The following is an 18,712-nucleotide window of genomic DNA, read 5'->3' as shown; positions in this document are numbered from 1 at the left end:
CCCAGGGGCGGAAGTGCGCTGGTCCGGGTGGCGGACGGCTTGTCCGGGTGACGGACGGCCCGGCGCTCATGTGGTGATCAGGCGGGGGCGGGCAGCGGACATCGCCCCGGCGTTCGTCGCACCGTCGGGCAGAATGGGACGTGGACCGCCATCCTGCGGCCACCGGACGAGACGCGCCGTACCCGGACCGACAAGACGACGCACCCGTCGGGAGGATGCCGTATGGAACAGGTCGTTCAGGTCTTCGGGTCGATCCTGATCCTGATCCCGTTCGCGCTCGCCCAGTGGGGCCGGATCAGCGCGCGCTCCAAGCCCTACCTGCTGCTGAACCTGGGCGGTTCGGTGATCCTCGCGGTGCTCGCCGGGCTCACCTCGCAGTGGGGGTTCCTGCTGCTGGAGGGCGTCTGGGCGCTCGTCTCCGCGCACAGCCTGCTGGCGGTGGTGCGCGGCCGGGAGCCGAGCGCACCGCACTGACCGCCGTGGCGTCAGCCCTCCCCCAGCGCCGCCTCGCCCGCCGCGCGCATCGCCGCCAGCGGGCCCCGGGGCACCCCGGTGAACCGCTCGAACTGCAGCACCGCCTGGTGCACCAGCAGGTCGAGACCGCCCAGCACCGTCCCACCGCGGGCCGCGCAGGCCGCGGCCAGCGGGGTCGGCCACGGGTGGTAGAGCACGTCGAAGAGCGCGCCCGGGGTGGCGGTCAGCCGCTCGGCGAAGGGGTCGGTGGCGCCCACCGGAGTGGTGGACACCGTCAGCGGGGAGTCCAGCGCCGCCGCACCGTCCGCCCAGTCCGCGGTCTGCACCGCGAGCCCCAGACGGTCCCCCAACTCCCGCATCTCCCGTGCTCGTTCGGGTGAGCGCAGGTACACCGTCACCGGGCCGTCGGTCAGCTGGGCGAGTGCGGCCAGCGCCGAGGAGGCGGTCGCGCCCGCGCCCAGCACCGCGGCGTGCGTCACCTTGTCGATGCCGCGCTCCCGCAGTGCGGCGACCAGGCCGGGCACGTCGGTGTTGTCCCCGGTGCGCCGCCCGTCGGCCTCCAACACCAGGGTGTTCACGGCGTCCACCAGCAGCGCGGTCTCGCTCACCTCGTCCAGCAGCGGCATCACCGCCCGCTTCAGCGGCATGGTGAGCGAGAACCCGGCCCAGCCCGCCGGCTCCAACCCCGCCACGAAGCCGGGCAGGCCGGCCTCGTCCACCTCGAACCGCCGGTACTCCCAGTCGTCCAGCCCCAGCGCCCGGTAGCCGGCGTTGTGCAGCACCGGGGAGAGCGAGTGCGCGATCGGCGATCCGAGCACGGCGGCGCGGTGGTGGATGGTCACGGTGTGCCCACTTCTGTTCCGGCGTCTGCTACTTGGACTTGCAGGTGGTGCTGCCCGCGTCGAAGGCCATGTTGTTCTGGGCGCAGTACTGCTTGACGTTGTTCGCGAAGTCCGCCTTGTTGTCCGAGAAGCGGGTGTCGGTGGAACTCATCGCGATCCAGTAGACCCAGTTGCCCGCAGGCGGGTTTAGCACCGCCTTGAGCGCGTCCTCGCCGGGGTTGGAGATCGGCGTCGGCGGCAGGCCCGGGTTGATGTAGGTGTTGTACTTGTTGGACCCGTCGTGGATCTGCGCGTCGGTGAGCTTCTTGGAACCCACCGAGTACTGCAGCGTGGTGTCCAGGCCCAAGGTGTGGTTGGGGAAGTTGGTGCCGCTCAGGCGGTTGTCCATGGCCCGGGCCATCTTGCCGAAGTCGGCCACGTTGTTGCCCTCGGCCTGCACGATGCTGGCCTCGGTGATCACGTCGTAGGCCCCCTTCAGGCCGACCTGCTGGGCGCCGGCGTCCAGACCGAGCTGGTTGTACTCGTTGACCGCGTTGGTCACCATCTGCTTCAGCAGGTCCTCGGGCTTCATGCCCTGGCTGACCGAGTAGCGGGTGGGCCAGAGGAAGCCCTCGATGTTGCCGCCGGCGTACTGCGGCAGGCCGAAGTTGTTCATGTTGGCCTTGGCCGCGGCGGCGGTGGTGCCGTCGGCGAGCTTCAGCTTCTTGTCGACCATCTTGTAGATGTCGGCGGCGGTCTTGCCCTCCGGAATGATCAGGGAGTCACCGCCCGCCTCGCTGACCATCTCCGCCACGGCGGCGTCGCCGGACATCTGGCTCGCCATGATGTAGTAGCCGGGCTGCAGCATCTTGCCGGCCCGGTTGTAGGCGGCGGTGAACGCGCCGACGCTCTTCACCACGCCCGCGTCCATGAGCACCTTGCCCATGTCGGAGGCGGTGGCGCCGTCCTGGATCTGGACGTTCACCTTGCCGGTCCCGCTGCCCTTGTAGTCCGGCGCCGGGCCGAAGTTGCTCTGGTAGAAGCCGTAGCCCCACCAACCGGCGCCACCCAGGCCGCCGAGCAGCACCAGGGCGACCAGCAGGCAGGCGCCGCCGTTGCGGCGGCCGGACTTCTTGCCCTTCGCCTTGCGCTTGGCGTCGGCCTCGTCGCTGTCGTCCTCGGCGCCGAAGAACGAGGAGCGCTCCTCGTCCCCGTCCGTGAACTCGCCGTCGACGAACCCGTCCTCGGCGTAGTCGGTGTGCTCGCCGGTGAACTCGCCCGCGGAGTACGCGGCGGCCTCGTCGTACGCGTCGTCGGCCTCGGCCGGGTCGTCCAGGGCGGCGGCCTCGGCCTCCCAGTCGATGCCGTCCGGGCCCGGTCCGGCGGGTGCGGCCTGCTGCTCGGGCAGCTGCTGGTGCTGCGCCGCCTGACCGGGCACCTGGCTGGGCATGCCCTGCTGGCCCGGCATGCCCTGCTGACCGGGCATGCCCTGCTGGCCCGCCATCCCCTGCTGACCGGCCATGGGCAGGTGGCCCGGCATCGGCTGTGGGTGCGTCTGGTCCGGATAACCGGCCGGCTGGGGCTGCATCGGCTGCGGCGGGAACGGACCCTGCGGCGGCAATCCGCCCTGGTGCAGGCCGCTCTGCTGGACCATCGCGTCCTGGTGCGGCATCCCGCCCTGCTGCGGGTAGCCCGGCTGCTGCGGGTAGCCGGCCGGCTGGGGATAGCCGGGCTGCTGCGGATAGCCGGGGACTTCCTGGTACTGCTGGTAGCCGCCCTGCTGCTGCCCCCACTGCTGTTGCTGCTGGGCGTGCGCGTACGGATCCATCGGCACATAGGCCTGCTGCTGCCCGTACGGGTCGACACCCTGGACTGGGTACTGACCACCCTGACCGTACGGCTGCTGCTGCTCCGGCTGTCCCGGGTAGGCCGTTCCGTCCTGGGCCTTCGGCTGCTGTGGTTGCTCACCGTAACCGGGATCCCCGGAGTGCCACGGCTGGGAGCCGTAGCCCCGCCCCAGATCAGTCATCGAATCCCTTAGGCCGACGGAGACGGACGATCCTGATCAGATGATCGGACCGGCCATCCGGGACGGCGTCCCGGCAGTACCTCGAACCGGCGTGCTAGCGCAACGCCTGAGGGGAGACGTTACCGTACCGCACTGGTTGCCCGAATTTCCGTGCACACGGCCATCATTCGGTGTGATCACCGTGTGTCGGTTGTGATCAACATTCGTCGGGTCGCGCGGCACGGCTGTGCGCCCACTGGGAGCTGTTGCTCGCCCCGACTCGCACCGCTGCCGCTCACTGCCCGTGAAGCGCTCCGGTCATCGTCACTCAGCGGAGCCACCCCGGGTGGCGCTCCGTGGAGCGCCGGAAGGGGCCCGGCCGGACGCGTCCGGCCGGGCCCCTCTCCAGCACGCTAGAGCAGGATGATCAGCTGATCGGTTCGACACCCTCACCGGGCGCTCGACCGCTCACCCGTTCGGTCTCCAGTGCGGCCTGGAGGATCACCACGGCGGCGGCCTGGTCGATCGCCGAGCGGCCCTTCTTGGCCTTCACCCCGGAGGCCCGCATGCCGGCGGCCGCGGTGACCGTGGTCATCCGCTCGTCCACCAGCCGCACCGGCACCGGCGCCAGCAGCGCCGCCAGCCGACCCGCGTAGCCGCGCACCTTGGCGGCGGCCGGCCCCTCCTTGCCGCTCAGCGAGCGGGGCAGGCCGACCACCACCTCGATGGCGTCGTACTCCTCGACGATCTCCTTGAGCCGCGCCTGGGAACGGCCCCCGGCGGGGACCGTCTCCACCGGCGTGGCGATCAGCCCGTCGGGGTCGCAGGCGGCGACCCCGATCCGGGCGTCACCGACGTCGACGGCGATCCGGCGCCCGCGCCGGAAGGCCCGCTCCTGCTGCTCCATCAGGCGGCGCGCTCCGCGACCAGGGCCCGCACGGCCGCGATCGCCTCGCCGACGGCGGCCGGGTTGGAACCACCGCCCTGGGCGACGTCGTCCTTGCCGCCACCGCCGCCGCCGAGCGTCTTGGCCGCGGTGCGGACCAGCTCGCCGGCCTTGATGCCGCGGGCCCGGGCGTCCTCGTTGGTGGCGATGACGGTGAGCGGACGGTCGTTCGCCACCGTGAAGGCGGCGACCACGGCCGGGCGCGAGCCCAGTCGCCCGCGGATGTCCAGCACCAGCTTGCGCAGCTCGTCCGCACCGGTGCCGTCGGCCACCTGGGCGGCGACCAGGGCCACGCCCCGGACGTCCTCCGCCGCACCGGCCAGGCCCGCGGCGGCGGCCAGCACCTTCTCGGCGCGGAACCGCTCGATCTCCTTCTCGGCGTCCTTGAGCTTGGCGAGCATCCCGGAGATCTTCTCCGGCAGCTCCTCCGGACGGCCCTTGACCAGCTCGGTGAGCTGGGAGACCACGGTGTGCTCACGGGCCAGGAACCGGTAGGCGTCCACGCCGACCAGCGCCTCGACCCGGCGCACGCCGGAGCCGATCGAGGACTCGCCGAGCAGCTTCACCAGACCCAGCTGGGCGGTGTTGCCAACGTGGGTGCCACCGCAGAGCTCCTTGGAGAAGTCGCCGATGGTCACCACGCGGACCTGGTCGCCGTACTTCTCGCCGAACATCGCGATGGCGCCCTGCTTGCGGGCCTCGTCCATCGTCATCACCTCGGCGGTGACGTCGAGTTCGCGGCCGAGCACCTCGTTGATCTTCTGCTCGACGTCGGTCAGCACGCTGCCGGGCACGGCGGCGGGCGAGCCGAAGTCGAAGCGGAAGCGGCCGGGCGCGTTCTCCGAGCCGGCCTGGGCGGCGGTCGGGCCGAGCGCGTCCCGCAGCGCCTGGTGGGTCAGGTGGGTGGCCGAGTGGGCGCGGGAGACGGCGCGGCGGCGGTCGGTGTCGATGGTGGCGTACGCGGCGGCGCCGAGCACCACCTCACCGAAGAGCACCCCGCCGGAGTGCACGATCACGCCCGGCACCGGCTGCTGCACGTCGCGGATCTCGACGACGGCACCGGAGTCCAGCCGGATCCGGCCGTGGTCGGCGAGCTGGCCACCGCCCTCGGCGTAGAACGGGGTGCGGTCCAGGATCAGCTCGACCTCGTCACCCTCGGTCGCGGCCGGGGCCGGCGAGCCGTTCACCAGCAGGCCGACCACGGTGGCCTCGCCCTCGGTGGCGGCGTAGCCGGTGAAGACGGACGCACCGGCCCGGTCCGCCACCTCGCGGTAGGCGGCGACGTCGGCGTGGCCCATCTTCTTGGCCTTGGCGTCGGCCTTGGCGCGGTCCCGCTGCTCCTGCATCAGGCGGCGGAAGCCGGCCTCGTCGACGGCCAGGCCCTGCTCCTCGGCCATCTCCAGGGTCAGGTCGATCGGGAAGCCGTAGGTGTCGTGCAGCTTGAAGGCCTGGTCGCCGCTGAGCACCACGTGGCCGCCCTGCTTGGCCTCGGTCACGGCGGCGTCCAGCAGGTTGGTGCCGGCCCGCAGGGTCTGGAGGAAGGCGGTCTCCTCGGCGACCACGACGGTCTCGATGCGCTTGCGCTCGGTCTCCAGCTCCGGGTACTGCGGAGCCATCGCCTTGATGGCGACGTCGATGAGCTCCTTGGCCACCGGCTCGGTGGCGCCCAGCAGGCGCATGTTGCGGATCGCCCGGCGCAGGATGCGGCGCAGCACGTAGCCGCGGCCCTCGTTGCCGGGGGTGACGCCGTCGCCGACCAGCATCAGCGCGGTGCGGATGTGGTCGGTGACCACGCGCAGCGAGATGTCCGCCTTGTGGTCGTCGCCGTAGCGGTGGCCGGTCAGTCCGGCGGCCCGGTCCAGGATCATCCGGCTGGTGTCGATCTCGAAGAGGTTGTCGACGCCCTGCAGGATGGCGGCGAGGCGCTCCAGGCCGAGGCCGGTGTCGATGTTCTTGCTCGGCAGGTCGCCGAGGATCTCGAAGCCGTCCTTGCCGTCGCCGTGGCCGCGCTCGTACTGCATGAAGACCAGGTTCCAGATCTCCAGGTAGCGCTCGCCGTTGACCGCCGGGCCGCCCTCCTCGCCGTAGGCCGGGCCGCGGTCGTAGTTGATCTCCGAGCACGGGCCGCACGGGCCGGGCACGCCCATCGACCAGAAGTTGTCCTTCATGCCGAGGCGCTGGATGCGCTCCGACGGCACCCCGATGACGTCGCGCCAGATCTGCTCGGCCTCGTCGTCGTCCTTGTAGACGGTGATCCAGAGCTTCTCCTTCTCCAGGCCGTAGCCGCCGTCCGCGACGGGAGTGGTGAGCAACTCCCAGGCGAACTTGATGGCGCCTTCCTTGAAGTAGTCGCCGAAGGAGAAGTTGCCGCACATCTGGAAGAACGAGCCGTGCCGGGTGGTCTTGCCGACCTCCTCGATGTCCAGCGTGCGCACGCACTTCTGCACGCTGGTGGCGCGCGAGAACTGCGGCTTGACCTCGCCCAGGAAGTACGGCTTGAACGGCACCATGCCGGCGTTGACCAGCAGCAGGGTGGGGTCGTCGGCGACCAGGGACGCCGAGGGAACGACGGTGTGGCCGCGCTCCTCGAAGAAGCGCAGCCAGCGGCGGCGGATCTCTGCCGACTCCATGAGTGGTCCTTCCGGTTTAAGGGTGCTGGCCCCGGCGCTGTTCCAGCCGGCGGGGCGTTGACGCGATGATCTGGGGGGTGGGGGTGGTGCGCGACGGAGGCAGGGCGACCGGCCGGGAGGCTCCCGGGGCCGCCTTGATAGCTCGGCCCTGCAGTGCCCGGTCCTGCTGGGCCCGGCGACGCGGCGGCTCCACCACCGCGGTGCCGTCCAGGCCGAGGTCGGCCCGCAGCTGGTCCTCGCGCTCGGCCATGCCGGCGCGCACGTCCCGGGCGAACCGGCGGGCGGCGTCGCCGAGTTGCAGGGCGCCGCGCGCGGCGGTGCCCGACAGGCTGTCAGGGGTGAGCCGTTGGGCGGCCTCGTTGGCCTTGTTCATGGCCCAGACGGCGGTGCCGGCGCCGACCGCCATCCAGAAGATGCGTCGTACCACGGTGCGTCAGCCCTTCACTGCTCGGCGGACCCGGCTGAGCAGTCCGCGCCTGGGAGCCGTGGCGGCCTTCACCTCGGCACGGATCAGCCGGGCCAATTCCTCACGTTCCGAAGTCTGTTGGGGCAGCGTCAGGGCGCCCTGCCGCCGGTTGACGGCCTTGCGGACGCCGTAGCTGAAGGCGGCCATCTTCACCAGCGGGCCACCCAGGGTGGCGGCGACCGTGGAGGAGAGCGCATTGGCGTTGGCGGCGGCGTCCTGCACATTGGCGGTGATGTCGTCGACCCGGACCAGCTGCTCCTGGGCGCTGTGCACCGCGTCGGCGGCGTCCTGCAGCAGCGGAACCGCCTGCTCGGTGACGGCGCTGACCAGCACCGTGGCCTCGCGGAGCACCTTGGACAGGCGCACCAGCACCACGGCCAGCAGCGTCACCAGGACGACCCAGCCGACGGCCACCAGCAGCCCGGCCAGCTCTGAGACGGACACCGCACGCTCCCTTCACTCCTCAGATGGAAACCCTATCGCGCCCGCGCCCCGACTCCCGACCGGATATATGCGCTGGCGAGGCGGTACGCGGCCCGGCGGCCGGCGTAACCTACCGGCCGGTCACCTCGTTGGGCCGCCCGGGGCACCGGACGGCGGGCCCGGCGGACTTGGAGGGCCGGTGGCACAGCAGAGCACCCTGCGGCGCGGGAACCTGCCCGCGGAACTGACCAGCTTCATCGGGCGGCACGCCGAACTCACGGCCCTGGCAGCGCTGTTGGCCGGTGCGCGGCTGGTCACCGTGACCGGTCCCGGCGGGGTCGGCAAGACCCGGCTGGCGCTGCGCGCGGCGGCCACCGCCGCCGACGACGCCTACCTGGTGGAGGTCGGCGAGCTGCAGGATCCGCTGCTGCTGGGCCATGCGGTGCTTGAGGCGCTCGGGCTGACCGACGGCACCGCCCGTCCGCCGCTGGAGGTGCTGGTGGAGCAGCTGGACGGGCGGCGGCTGCTGCTGGTGCTGGACGGCTGCGAGCACCTGGTCGCGGCCTGCGCGGAGTTGGCGGGCGCGCTGCTGCGGGCGCTGCCACAGCTGCGGGTGCTGGCGACCAGCCGGGAGGCGCTGCGGATCGGCGGTGAGCGCCTGCTGCCGGTGGCGCCGCTGCCGGTGGTCGCGCCGCCGGGGGCGCGGTCGGCGGCGGTGCGGCTGTTCTGCGACCGGGCGGCGGCGGTGCTGCCGGGCTTCGAGCCGCGCACCGAGCAGCAGCGGGCCGAGGTGGGCGCGCTCTGCCGGCGCCTCGACGGCATCCCGCTGGCGCTGGAGCTGGCGGCGGGCCGGCTGCGCTCGCTCTCGGTGGGGCAGATCGCGCTGCGCCTGGACGACCGGTTCGAGGTGCTGACCGGCGGGGACCGCGGCGCGCCGCCGCGGCACCGGACGCTGCGCACCGCGATCGGGTGGAGCCATGAGCTCTGCACCATGCAGGAACGTTTGCTCTGGGCCCGGCTCTCGGTCTTCGCCGGCTCCTTCGACCTGGAGGCGGCCGAGCACATCTGCTCCGGCGACGGGATCGAGGCCGAGGAGGTGCTCGACCTGCTCCACGAACTGGTGGTCAAGTCGGTGCTGCTGCGCGAGGAGCACCTGGGTGCCGTCCGCTACCGGCTGCTGGACACCCTGCGCGACTACGGTGCCGGGTGGCTGCGCGGCGGCGGCGGCGAGTACGGACTGCGCCGCAGGCACCGGGACTGGTACCTGGGGCTGGCCGCCTGGGGCGAGGTGGAGTGGTTCGGGCCGCGCCAGGCCGAGACCGCCGAACGCACCGCCCTGGCGCACGGCAACCTGCGCGCCGCGCTGGAGTTCTGCCTGGGCGAGCCGGGCGAGGAACAGGTGGCGCTGCTGCTGGCCGGCACCCTCTGGTACTTCTGGGTGGGCTGCGGGCACCTCGGCGAGGGCCGGCACTGGCTGGAGCGGGCGCTGGCGCTGGACCGGGCGCCCACCGCGGCCCGGGCCAAGGCGCTCTGGGTCACCGGCCACACCGCCACCCTGCAGGGCGACCGGGCCCGGGCCGAGCCGCTGCTCCAGGAGTGCCGCCGGCAGGCGCTGGCCACCGGCGACGACCGGGCACTGGCCCATGCGCTGCACCGGCTCGGCTGCTCGGCGCTGATCGGCGACGACCCGGCCCGGGCCGCCGAGCTGTTCGAGCAGGCGCTGCGCTACTACGAGACGGCCGGCGAGCTGAACAGCAATGTGCTGATGGCGATGTTCGAGCTGGGCCTGGCGCGGCTCTTCCTGGGCCGGGTGGCCGAGGGCGAGGAGTGCGTGGCCAAGGTCCGGGCGGTCTGCGAGGAGCACGGCGAGCAGTGGGCCTACGCCTACGGCCTCTATGCGCGGGCCTACTCGCGGTGGCTGGTCGGCGAGGCCCGGCAGGCGCGGGCCTTCGCCCGGGAGAGCGTCCGGCTGCACTACGGCTTCCGCGACCTGGTCGGCCTGGTGCTGGGCCTGGAGCTGCTGGCACTGCTGGAGGCGGACCGCGGCGAGTTGCGCGAGGCCCGGGTGCTGCAGGGCGCGGCGCACCGGATCTGGCAGGCGGTGGGGGTGCCGCTGTTCGGCTCGGCGGACTTCAACGCCCCGCACCACGAGTGCGCGCGGCGGGCCCGGGCGGGGCTGAGCGAGCAGGAGTTCGGCGCGGCCTTCGAGCGCGGCGCCCGGCTGGAGCTGGCGGAGGCGGTGCACCGGGCGCTGGACCGGGCCGCCGAACCGCCGACCGAACCGGACGAGGACGGCGGGTCGGACTGCGCGCTGCTCGACCGGGTGAGCGAGCCGCGCGGTCGCCGGTCCTGAGCTCCTGGACGGAACGCGGCGGACCCCTGCCGCCCGGGGGCGGCAGGGGTCCGTGGCGCGAAGGGCGCTACCCGCGGATCAACGCGAGTAGTACTCGACGACCAGCTGCTCGTCGCAGATCACGGGGACCTCACGACGCTGCGGCAGGCGGTCCAGGCGGAAGGCCAGGGCCTTGAGGTTGACCTCGAGGTACTTCGGGGTCTGGCCCTCACCCGCGTAGCCACCCTCACGGGCGACCTGGAACGGGACCTTCTCCTTGGACTTCTCCTTGACCGTGACGACGTAGCCCGGCTTCATCTGGAACGACGGCTTGTTGACCTTGCTGCCGTTGACCTGGATGTGGCCGTGCACGACCATCTGGCGGGCCTGGTAGATGGTCCGGGCGATGCCCGAACGCAGCACCAGAGCGTCGAGACGGGTCTCGAGCTCGGCGACCAGCACCTCACCGGTCTTGCCCTCGGCCTTGCGGGCGCGGTCGAAGGCGCGGGCCAGCTGCTTCTCGCTCAGGTCGTACTGGGCGCGAAGACGCTGCTTCTCGAGCAGACGGACCTTGTAGTCCGAGTTCTGCTTGCGGCCGCGGCCGTGCTGGCCGGGCGGGTACGGGCGGGCCTCGAAGTACTTGACGGACTTCGGGGTCAGCGGAACGCCCAGGGCGCGAGCGATCTTGACCTTGGGGCGCTTCTGGTTCGCCATGGAACCGGAACCTCTTTCGTTCTGTGAATACGGCTGTCACCAGGTGTTGACGGAGGTCGCCTCTCGCGGCCCGGAGAAAACCATCCGGGGATGGTCAGCCGCTCTCCGGGAGCCGGGCACGATGTGCTTGCACACGCACCACCGGGTGGTGCGTGACACCGAAAACGGTGCGCGACGCTCCTGGTGGCACCGCGAACGGGGCCACTGGCCACTGCCCCGCTGGTGCGGCCGGTCGACACGATGGCCGCCGGACCCGGGACATGGCACTTCGAGCGAGTATACCGGCTGTCCGATCACCCTTCAGACCGGCGGCCACCTCGCGCTCCGGCATGGCGGCCACCCGCCCGTCAGGCCGGCCGTCACTCGCCCTTGAGCTTGCCCCTGGTCCAGTCCACGGTGTCCGCGTAGCGGGCCTCGCCGCCGTTCCTGGTCGGGTGGTAGTAGGCCTTGCCGTGCACCGCGTCGGGAGCGTACTGCTGGGCGGCGATCGAGCCGGGCAGGTCGTGCGGGTACTGGTAGCCCTTGCCGTGGCCCAGCTTGCCGGCCCCTCCGTAGTGGGCGTCCCGCAGGTGCGGCGGAACCGGCCCGGCCAGGCCCTGCCGCACGTCGGCCAGGGCACTGTCGATGGCCAGGTAGGCGGCGTTGGACTTGGGCGCCAGGGCCAGCGCGATGGCGGCCTGGGCCAGGATGATCCGTGCCTCCGGGAAACCGATCATGGCCACCGCCTGGGCGGCCGCCACCGCGGTGGGCAGCGCGGTGGGGTCGGCCAGGCCGATGTCCTCACTGGCCGAGATCATCAGCCGGCGGGCGATGAACCGCGGGTCCTCCCCCGCCTCGACCATCCGGGCCAGGTAGTGCAGGGTGGCGTCGACGTCGCTGCCGCGGATCGACTTGATCAGCGCGCTGGCCACGTCGTAGTGCTGGTCGCCGTCCTTGTCGTAGCGGACCGCGGCCTGGTTCACGGCGGTCTCGGTGACCGCGAGGGTGATCTCGGCCAGGCCCTGCTCCAGGGCGGCACCGGCCGCCGCCTCCAGCGTGGTCAGGGCCCGCCGGGCGTCGCCGCCGGCCAGCCGCACCAGGTGGTCCTCGGCCTCCTGGCCCAGCGCCACCGAGCCGTCCAGCCCCCGCTGGTCGGCCACCGCGCGGCGCAGCAGGGAGCGGATGTCGTCGTCGGTGAGCGACTCCAGGGTGAGCAGCAGCGAGCGGGAGAGCAGCGGGGAGATCACCGAGAAGTAGGGGTTCTCGGTGGTGGCGGCGATCAGGGTGACCCAGCGGTTCTCCACGGCGGGCAGCAGCGAGTCCTGCTGGGCCTTGGAGAAGCGGTGGATCTCGTCCAGGAAGAGGACCGTCTCCTTGCCGCTCATGGCGACCGCCCGGCGCGCGCCCTCGATCACGGCGCGGACTTCCTTGACACCGGCGGTGATCGCGGAGAGCTCCACGAAGCGGCCCTGCACGGCCTGGCTGATCACGTGCGCCAGCGTGGTCTTGCCGGTGCCGGGCGGGCCCCAGAGGATCACCGAGCTGGTCGCCGCCGGGCCCTTGGCGCCGGCCACCAGGCGGCGCAGCGGCGAGCCGTCCTTGAGCAGCCGGCGCTGGCCGGCCACCTCGTCCAGGGTGCGCGGGCGCATCCGCACGGCCAGCGGCGCCCGGCCCGGCTCGGCGGCCTGGTGCTGCTCGGCGGCGGCGGTGAAGAGGTCCGGTTCGTCCACCCCGCCACCCTAATGCGCGCCACCGACAGGCCGGGCCCGCTACCTCCCCGCCCGCCGCTCCAGCTCGGCCGCGTGGTCCGGTACGTACTTCTGCAGGTCGCGCGGCGGACGCTGGTAGCCCTTGGAGGCCGGGCGGGGCGGCAGCGAGACCGGCGGCTTGCTGACGTCGGTGTAGGGCAGGGTGGAGAGCAGGTGGGAGATCATGTTGATCCGGGACCGCCGCTTGTCGTCGCTCTCCACCACGTGCCACGGTGAATCGGGCATGTCGGTGTGCTGGAACATCTCGTCCTTGGCCCGCGAGTAGTCCTCCCAGCGGGTGAGCGACTCGGTGTCCATCGGGGAGAGCTTCCAGCGCCGCATCGGGTCGTTCAGCCGGGAGCGGAAGCGTCGCTCCTGCTCCACGTCGCTGACCGAGAACCAGTACTTGCGCAGCTCGATGCCGGCCTCGATCAGCATCCGCTCGAAGGTCGGGCACTGGCGCAGGAACTGCCAGTACTCCTCGTCGGTGCAGAAGCCCATCACCCGTTCGACCCCGGCGCGGTTGTACCAGCTGCGGTCGAACAGCACGATCTCGCCGGCGGCCGGCAGCTGCTCGACGTACCGCTGGAAGTACCACTGCCCGCGCTGCCGGTCGGTCGGGGCGGGCAGCGCGACGATCCGGGCGACCCGGGGGTTGAGGTACTGGGTGACCCGCTTGATGGCGCCGCCCTTGCCGGCCGCGTCCCGCCCCTCGAAGACCACCACCAGCCGCACGCCCTCGGCCCGCACCCACTCCTGGAGCTTCACCAGCTCCTGCTGGAGGCGCAGCAGTTCGCGCTCGTAGAGCTTCTTGGAGAGGCGGGGCTGCTGGGCGGTCACGGCGCCTCCAGACAGACGAATGCTGATGATCTCTCAGGTTAGATCGGATCACCGGTTTCCGCCCACCGTCGGCGCAGCGGCGCCGCAGGTCAGCCGCGCAGCAACCTCGCGGGGTCGAGATCCAGGGGGAACGGATCTGCCAGGCCGCTGGTCTGGCCGACCTGGACCAGGCGGTCGCTGTAGGCGCCGAGCTCCAGCCGCCCCAGGTAGAGGCGCGGTGCGGGGTCGAGTTCCAGGCGCCAGTAGTGCGGGATGCCGGCTGCCGCGTACAGCGAGGGCTTCAGCCGCTTGTCGGCGACCCGGGTCCGGAACAACGACGGCCGGTGATGACCCGTTACGGTCAACGGGTCATCACCGGCCGGTCACTCGAGCGCAGTGGTGGCTCAGGCCTGCTGGTCGGCCGCCTTCGCCTCGCCGGCGGCCTTCGGCTGGGCGTCCACGCCGGCCTCCTTGCGCTGGGCGGCCGTGATCGGGGTCGGCGCGCCGGTCAGCGGGTCACCACCGGTGGACGTCTTCGGGAAGGCGATGACGTCCCGGATGGTGTCGTAGCCGCCGAGCAGCGTGACGATCCGGTCCAGGCCGAAGGCGACGCCACCGTGCGGCGGCGGGCCGTAGTTGAAGGCGTCCAGCAGGAAGCCGAACTGCGAGGAGGCCTCCTCCTCGGAGAGGCCGATCGCGTCGAACGCCCGCTTCTGCACGTCGCGCTGGTGGATGCGGATCGAGCCGCCGCCCAGCTCCGAGCCGTTGAGCACCAGGTCGTACGCGTTGGACAGGGCGCTGCCCGGGTCGGTGTCGAAGGTGGCCAGCGACTCGGCGGTGGGCGCGGTGAACGGGTGGTGCACCGCGTGCCAGCCCTGGAACTCGCCCTTGTCGTCCTCGATCGGCTCGAACATCGGGAAGTCGACCACCCAGAGGAAGGCCCACTTCGACTCGTCGATCAGGTCGCAGCGCCGGCCGATCTCCAGGCGGGCGGCGCCCAGCAGCTCCTGGGAGGCGGTCCGCTTGCCGGCGGCGAAGAAGACGGCGTCGCCGTTCTTGGCGCCCGCGGCGGCGGCCAGGCCGGCCAGGTGCTCCTCGGAGAGGTTCTTGGCGACCGGGCCGCGCAGCTCGCCGGTCTCGGCGTCGATCAGCACGTAGGCCAGGCCCTTGGCGCCGCGCGCCTTGGCCCAGTCCTGCCAGGCGTCCAGCTGCTTGCGCGGCTGCGAGGCGCCGCCCGGCATCACCACGGCGCCGACGTACGGGGCCTGGAAGACCCGGAACTCGGTGCCCTTGAAGTACTCGGTGAGGTCGGTGAGTTCCTGGCCGAACCGGACGTCCGGCTTGTCGGAGCCGTAGCGGGACATCGCGTCGGCGTAGCTCAGGCGGGGCAGCGGGTTGGGGATCTCGTAGCCGTGCACCTCGCGCCAGATGGCGCCGACGATCTTCTCGCCGAGGGCCAGGATGTCCTCCTGGTCGACGAACGAGGCCTCGATGTCCAGCTGGGTGAACTCCGGCTGGCGGTCGGCGCGGAAGTCCTCGTCGCGGAAGCAGCGGGCGATCTGGTAGTAGCGCTCCATGCCGGCCACCATCAGCAGCTGCTTGAACAGCTGGGGCGACTGCGGCAGCGCGTACCAGGAGCCCGGCTGCAGGCGCACCGGGACCAGGAAGTCGCGGGCGCCCTCGGGGGTGGAGCGGGTCAGGTACGGCGTCTCGATGTCGAGGAAGTCGTTCTCCTCCATCACCCGGCGGATGATGTTGTTGACCTTGGAGCGCAGTCGCAGCGCCTTGGCCGGGCCCTCGCGGCGCAGGTCCAGGTAGCGGTAGCGGAGCCGGACCTCCTCGTTGACGGTGCCCGGCTCGTACTCGGCGACCTGGAACGGCAGCGGCGCGGCCTCGGAGAGCACCTCGATCTCGCTGACCACGACCTCGACGGCGCCGGTCGGGATCTCCGGGTTCTCGTTGCCCTCGGGGCGGACCCGGACGTCACCGACCACCTTGACGCAGTACTCGGCGCGCAGGCCGTGCACCGAGTCGAGGTCGCGGACCACGACCTGCACGGTGCCGGAGGCGTCGCGCAGGTCGATGAAGGCCACCCCGCCGTGGTCGCGGCGGCGGGCGACCCAGCCGGCCAGGGTGACGGTCGCTCCGGCGTGCTCCGCGCGGAGGGTGCCCGCGTCGTGCGTGCGGATCACAGCTGCTTCTCCTTCAGGGTGGTGACGAGTGCGTCGAGTGCCACGGCGGTCTGCTCGCCGGTGGTCAGGTCCTTCAACTGCACGACGCCCTCGGCGAGGTCACGGTCGCCCGCGATCAGGGCGAACCGGGCGCCGGAGCGGTCGGCGGACTTCATGGCGTTCTTGATGCCCTTGACGCCGAAGGCCAGGTCCGTGGCGACGCCGGACCGGCGCAGCTCGGTCACCTTGGCGAAGAGCAGGTTCTTGGCCTCCTCGCCGAGCGCCACGGCGTAGACCTCGGTGGTCGGGGGCACCTCCGGGGTGACCCCCTCGGCCTCCAGCGCCAGGTGGATCCGGTCCACGCCGAGGCCCCAGCCGACCGACGGCAGGGTCGGGCCGCCGAGCATCTCCGACAGGCCGTCGTAGCGGCCGCCGCCGCCGATCGCGGACTGGGCGCCGAGGCCGTTGTGCACGAACTCGAAGGTGGTGCGGGTGTAGTAGTCGAGGCCGCGGACCAGCTTGGGGTCGTCGGTGAAGGCCACGCCGGCGGCGGTCAGCAGGGCGCGGACCTGCTCGTCGTAGGCCTTGCAGTCCTCGCACAGGAAGTCGCGGAGCAGCGGCGCGCCGGTCAGCTGGGCCTGCACGGCCTCGCGCTTGTCGTCCAGCACCCGCAGCGGGTTGATCTCGGCACGGTTGCGGGTGTCCTCGTCCAGGTCGAGGCCGCGCAGGAACTCCTGCAGCGCGGCCCGGTAGACCGGGCGGCACTGCTTGTCGCCCAGGCTGTTGACCAGCAGCCGGTAGTCGGACAGGCCCAGCGACTTGAAGGCGTCGTCGGCCAGGATGATCAGCTCGGCGTCCAGCGCCGGGTCCTCGGCGCCCAGCGCCTCGGCACCGACCTGGGAGAACTGCCGGTAGCGCCCCTTCTGCGGGCGCTCGTAACGGTAGAAGGAGCCCGAGTACCAGACCTTGACCGGCAGGTTGCCGGTCTTGTGCAGGTTCGCCTGGAGCACCGCGCGGACCACCGAGGCGGTGCCCTCCGGGCGCAGGGCCAGCTCTTCCTTGCCGCGCTGGGTGAGGGTGAACATCTCCTTGGTGACGATGTCGGTGGACTCGCCGACACCGCGGGAGAAGAGCTTCACGTCCTCGAAGACCGGCGTCTCGATGTAGCCGTAGCCGGCCCGGCGCAGCGGCTCGGCCAGCGCCTGGCGGACCGCCAGGAAGGTCGCGGAGCTGGGCGGCAGCAGGTCGTAGGTGCCCTTGGGGGCGGTGAAGGTGCTCAACGTCTTTTCCGTCACATTCCTCGTCGCGGGGCCGCGGACGGCGTCGCCGCCTCCACTGCCTGCCTGAGGTAGGGGTTGGTGGCGCGCTCGCGGCCGATGGTGGTCTGGGCGCCGTGGCCGGACAGCACCACGGTCGAGTCGTCGAGGGGCAGGCAGACCCGGGCCAGCGACCGCATGATGTCGGTCAGGCTGCCGCCCGGGAGGTCCGTGCGCCCGATGGAGCCGGCGAACAGCAGGTCGCCCGAGAAGAGGACCGGCGGAACCTCTTCGGTCGCGGGCGTCCGGAACGTCACCGACCCCTTGGTATGGCCGGGCGCATGGTCGACGGTGAACTTCAGCCCGGCGAGGTCCAGTTCGGCGCCGTCGGTGAGCAGCCGCAGGTCGTCCGGCTCACCGACGGTCAGCTCGCCCATCAGTGGCATCCCGATGGAGCGGCCGAGCGCCTTCCCCGGATCGGTGAGCATGTACCGGTCGTCGGGGTGGATGTAGGCCGGCACGCCCTTGGCGTCGCAGACCGGGACCACCGAGGCCACGTGGTCGATGTGCCCGTGGGTGAGGACCACGGCGACGGGCTTCAGCCGGTACTCGCGGACCATGTCCTCGACGCCGGGCGCCGCCTGGTGCCCGGGATCGACGATCACGCACTCCTCACCCGCCGCGGGAGCGACCAGGTAGCAGTTGGTGCCCCAGGCTCCGGCGGGGAATCCGGCGATCAACACGGCTGTCCTCAGGTCATCGGGGCCCCCGGCCGGAGGCTGGGGGAGGTCACGGGGGCGGAAGCTCCGTCACCGCAGCCTACCGGCGGTAAGGCACCCGTCGCGAACCGGATTGGCCGCGCGCCGCCGAGGTCTTCCTCCGGAGGCGCCCCGGTGGTGGTTCGTGGGCAGCGCTGCGCGCTTCTCACGGGGTTCTTAGCATCCGGGTCCCTACACTTGGCGGCTGGTGGATGCGATGATCCGCCCGACACATCCACAATTCCGTTCAACACGGCATCCCCTAGGAGAGACGGCCCGGTGGTCAGCAGCGAACAGCGGCGGCGGCAGCTCGCCCGTGAGAAGTACGAGCGGCAGCAGGCCAACCGGGTCGCGGCCGCGGCCAAGGCCAGGCGCCGCAACGCCATCATCGGTGCCTCGCTGGCCGTGGTGGTCGTCGCCGGTGTCAGCCTGGCGGCGTCCGGCGTCTTCTCGTCGAGCAAGAAGTCCGGCGCCAGTGCGGCGCCCAGCGCCTCGGCCGCGGCCGGCGCGGTCAAGGTCCCGGGCTGCGGCGCCCCGGCGTCCGGCTCGCCGAACAACAAGCAGTGGTCGACCGAGCCGGCCATGAGCATCGACCAGAAGGCGACCTACACCGCCACCCTGAACACCAACTGCGGCGCGGTCACCTTCACCATGGACGCGTCCAAGGCCCCGCACACGGTCAACTCCTTCGTCTTCCTGGCCGGGCAGAACTACTTCGACCACACCAAGTGCCACCGGCTCACCACCCAGGGCATCTACGTGCTGCAGTGCGGCGACCCGACCGCGAGCGGTTCCGGCAGCCCGGGCTACAAGTTCACCGACGAGAACCTGACCGGCGCCACCTACCCGGCCGGCACCGTGGCGATGGCCAACTCCGGCCCGAACACCAACGGCAGCCAGTTCTTCCTGGTCTACAAGGACACCCAGCTGCCGCCGAACTACACCCCGTTCGGCAAGATCACCAGCGGTCTGGACATGCTGACCAAGGTCGCCGGCGCCGGTGAGAACGACGCCAACGGCCCGGGCGACGGCACGCCCAACCAGACCGTGGTCTTCAACACGGTGACCACCGCCAAGAACTGACACCCGCGGCGGGAAATCGACCCGGCCCGGATGCGGACAGCACCGGGCCTGGTCGCCTATGTTGCTGTTGTATAGGGTTCCCTG

General features: G+C 71.8%; 16 protein-coding genes and 1 riboswitch. Of the genes, 3 read left to right on the top strand and 13 right to left on the bottom strand.

Annotation, left to right across the window (positions count from 1 at the left end; translation table 11 throughout):
* Nucleotides 1-140 precede the first annotated feature (140 nt).
* Nucleotides 141-205, top strand: a riboswitch (guanidine-III (ykkC-III) riboswitch).
* Nucleotides 206-222: 17 nt separating this feature from the next.
* Entirely contained in the window at nt 223-474 is a 252-nt protein-coding gene (locus LN042_RS00975) for a CBU_0592 family membrane protein (RefSeq protein WP_230047782.1), read from the top strand.
* A gap of 11 nt (nt 475-485) precedes the next feature.
* Here LN042_RS00975 and LN042_RS00970 read toward each other — a convergent pair whose 3' ends face one another.
* The 6 genes from LN042_RS00970 to LN042_RS00945 all read right to left on the bottom strand — a co-directional run bounded on the left by LN042_RS00970 (nt 486) and on the right by LN042_RS00945 (nt 7,789).
* Nucleotides 486-1,316, bottom strand: a complete 831-nt coding sequence (locus LN042_RS00970; RefSeq protein ID WP_230047781.1) for a shikimate dehydrogenase — start codon at nt 1,314-1,316, stop codon at nt 486-488.
* 28 nt (nt 1,317-1,344) lie between these two features.
* A complete protein-coding gene (mltG, locus tag LN042_RS00965) occupies nt 1,345-3,324 on the bottom strand; it encodes an endolytic transglycosylase MltG (protein WP_230047780.1) in 1,980 nt (659 codons plus the stop codon).
* A gap of 406 nt (nt 3,325-3,730) precedes the next feature.
* Entirely contained in the window at nt 3,731-4,210 is a 480-nt protein-coding gene (gene ruvX / locus LN042_RS00960) for a Holliday junction resolvase RuvX (protein ID WP_230047779.1), read from the bottom strand.
* Entirely contained in the window at nt 4,210-6,879 is a 2,670-nt protein-coding gene (gene alaS / locus LN042_RS00955) for an alanine--tRNA ligase (RefSeq protein WP_230047778.1), read from the bottom strand. Before alaS ends, ruvX begins: the two co-directional genes overlap by 1 nt.
* A gap of 16 nt (nt 6,880-6,895) precedes the next feature.
* A complete protein-coding gene (locus LN042_RS00950; protein WP_230047777.1) occupies nt 6,896-7,306 on the bottom strand; it encodes a DUF6167 family protein in 411 nt (136 codons plus the stop codon).
* Nucleotides 7,307-7,312: 6 nt separating this feature from the next.
* Nucleotides 7,313-7,789, bottom strand: a complete 477-nt coding sequence (locus LN042_RS00945) for a DUF948 domain-containing protein (protein WP_230047776.1) — start codon at nt 7,787-7,789, stop codon at nt 7,313-7,315.
* 178 nt (nt 7,790-7,967) lie between these two features.
* On the opposite strand from LN042_RS00945, the gene LN042_RS00940 reads away from it, so the two are divergent.
* Nucleotides 7,968-10,121, top strand: a complete 2,154-nt coding sequence (locus LN042_RS00940) for an ATP-binding protein (protein ID WP_230047775.1) — start codon at nt 7,968-7,970, stop codon at nt 10,119-10,121.
* 78 nt (nt 10,122-10,199) lie between these two features.
* Here the strand turns inward: LN042_RS00940 and rpsD are convergent, their stop codons facing one another.
* From rpsD to LN042_RS00905, 7 genes are all read right to left on the bottom strand, one after another.
* A complete protein-coding gene (gene rpsD, locus LN042_RS00935; RefSeq protein WP_230047774.1) occupies nt 10,200-10,814 on the bottom strand; it encodes a 30S ribosomal protein S4 in 615 nt (204 codons plus the stop codon).
* A 359-nt stretch (nt 10,815-11,173) separates the two neighbouring features.
* Nucleotides 11,174-12,523: a replication-associated recombination protein A gene (locus LN042_RS00930; RefSeq protein WP_230047773.1), complete on the bottom strand. Its 1,350-nt coding sequence runs from the start codon at nt 12,521-12,523 to the stop codon at nt 11,174-11,176.
* 39 nt (nt 12,524-12,562) lie between these two features.
* Nucleotides 12,563-13,381, bottom strand: coding sequence for a polyphosphate kinase 2 (gene ppk2 / locus LN042_RS00925; RefSeq protein WP_230047772.1), 819 nt, complete (start codon nt 13,379-13,381; stop codon nt 12,563-12,565).
* Nucleotides 13,382-13,470: 89 nt separating this feature from the next.
* Nucleotides 13,471-13,695 (bottom strand): PDDEXK family nuclease, encoded by a 225-nt coding sequence (locus tag LN042_RS00920; RefSeq protein WP_230047771.1) that lies wholly within the window; start codon nt 13,693-13,695, stop codon nt 13,471-13,473.
* A 69-nt stretch (nt 13,696-13,764) separates the two neighbouring features.
* Complete coding sequence (gene aspS, locus LN042_RS00915; RefSeq protein WP_230047770.1) at nt 13,765-15,552, bottom strand: aspartate--tRNA ligase; 1,788 nt, start codon at nt 15,550-15,552, stop codon at nt 13,765-13,767.
* Entirely contained in the window at nt 15,549-16,811 is a 1,263-nt protein-coding gene (gene hisS, locus LN042_RS00910; protein ID WP_230047769.1) for a histidine--tRNA ligase, read from the bottom strand. Before hisS ends, aspS begins: the two co-directional genes overlap by 4 nt.
* Before the next feature lie 11 nt (nt 16,812-16,822).
* Nucleotides 16,823-17,530, bottom strand: a complete 708-nt coding sequence (locus LN042_RS00905; protein ID WP_230047768.1) for an MBL fold metallo-hydrolase — start codon at nt 17,528-17,530, stop codon at nt 16,823-16,825.
* Between the two features lie 294 nt (nt 17,531-17,824).
* On the opposite strand from LN042_RS00905, the gene LN042_RS00900 reads away from it, so the two are divergent.
* On the top strand, nt 17,825-18,628 hold the full coding sequence (locus LN042_RS00900; protein ID WP_230047767.1) for a peptidylprolyl isomerase: 804 nt from the start codon (nt 17,825-17,827) through the stop codon (nt 18,626-18,628).
* Nucleotides 18,629-18,712 lie beyond the last annotated feature (84 nt).

Origin of the sequence: Kitasatospora humi (assembly GCF_020907985.1) — a bacterium.
GTDB lineage: Bacteria > Actinomycetota > Actinomycetes > Streptomycetales > Streptomycetaceae > Kitasatospora > Kitasatospora humi.
This window is presented reverse-complemented; position numbering and strand designations above follow the sequence as displayed.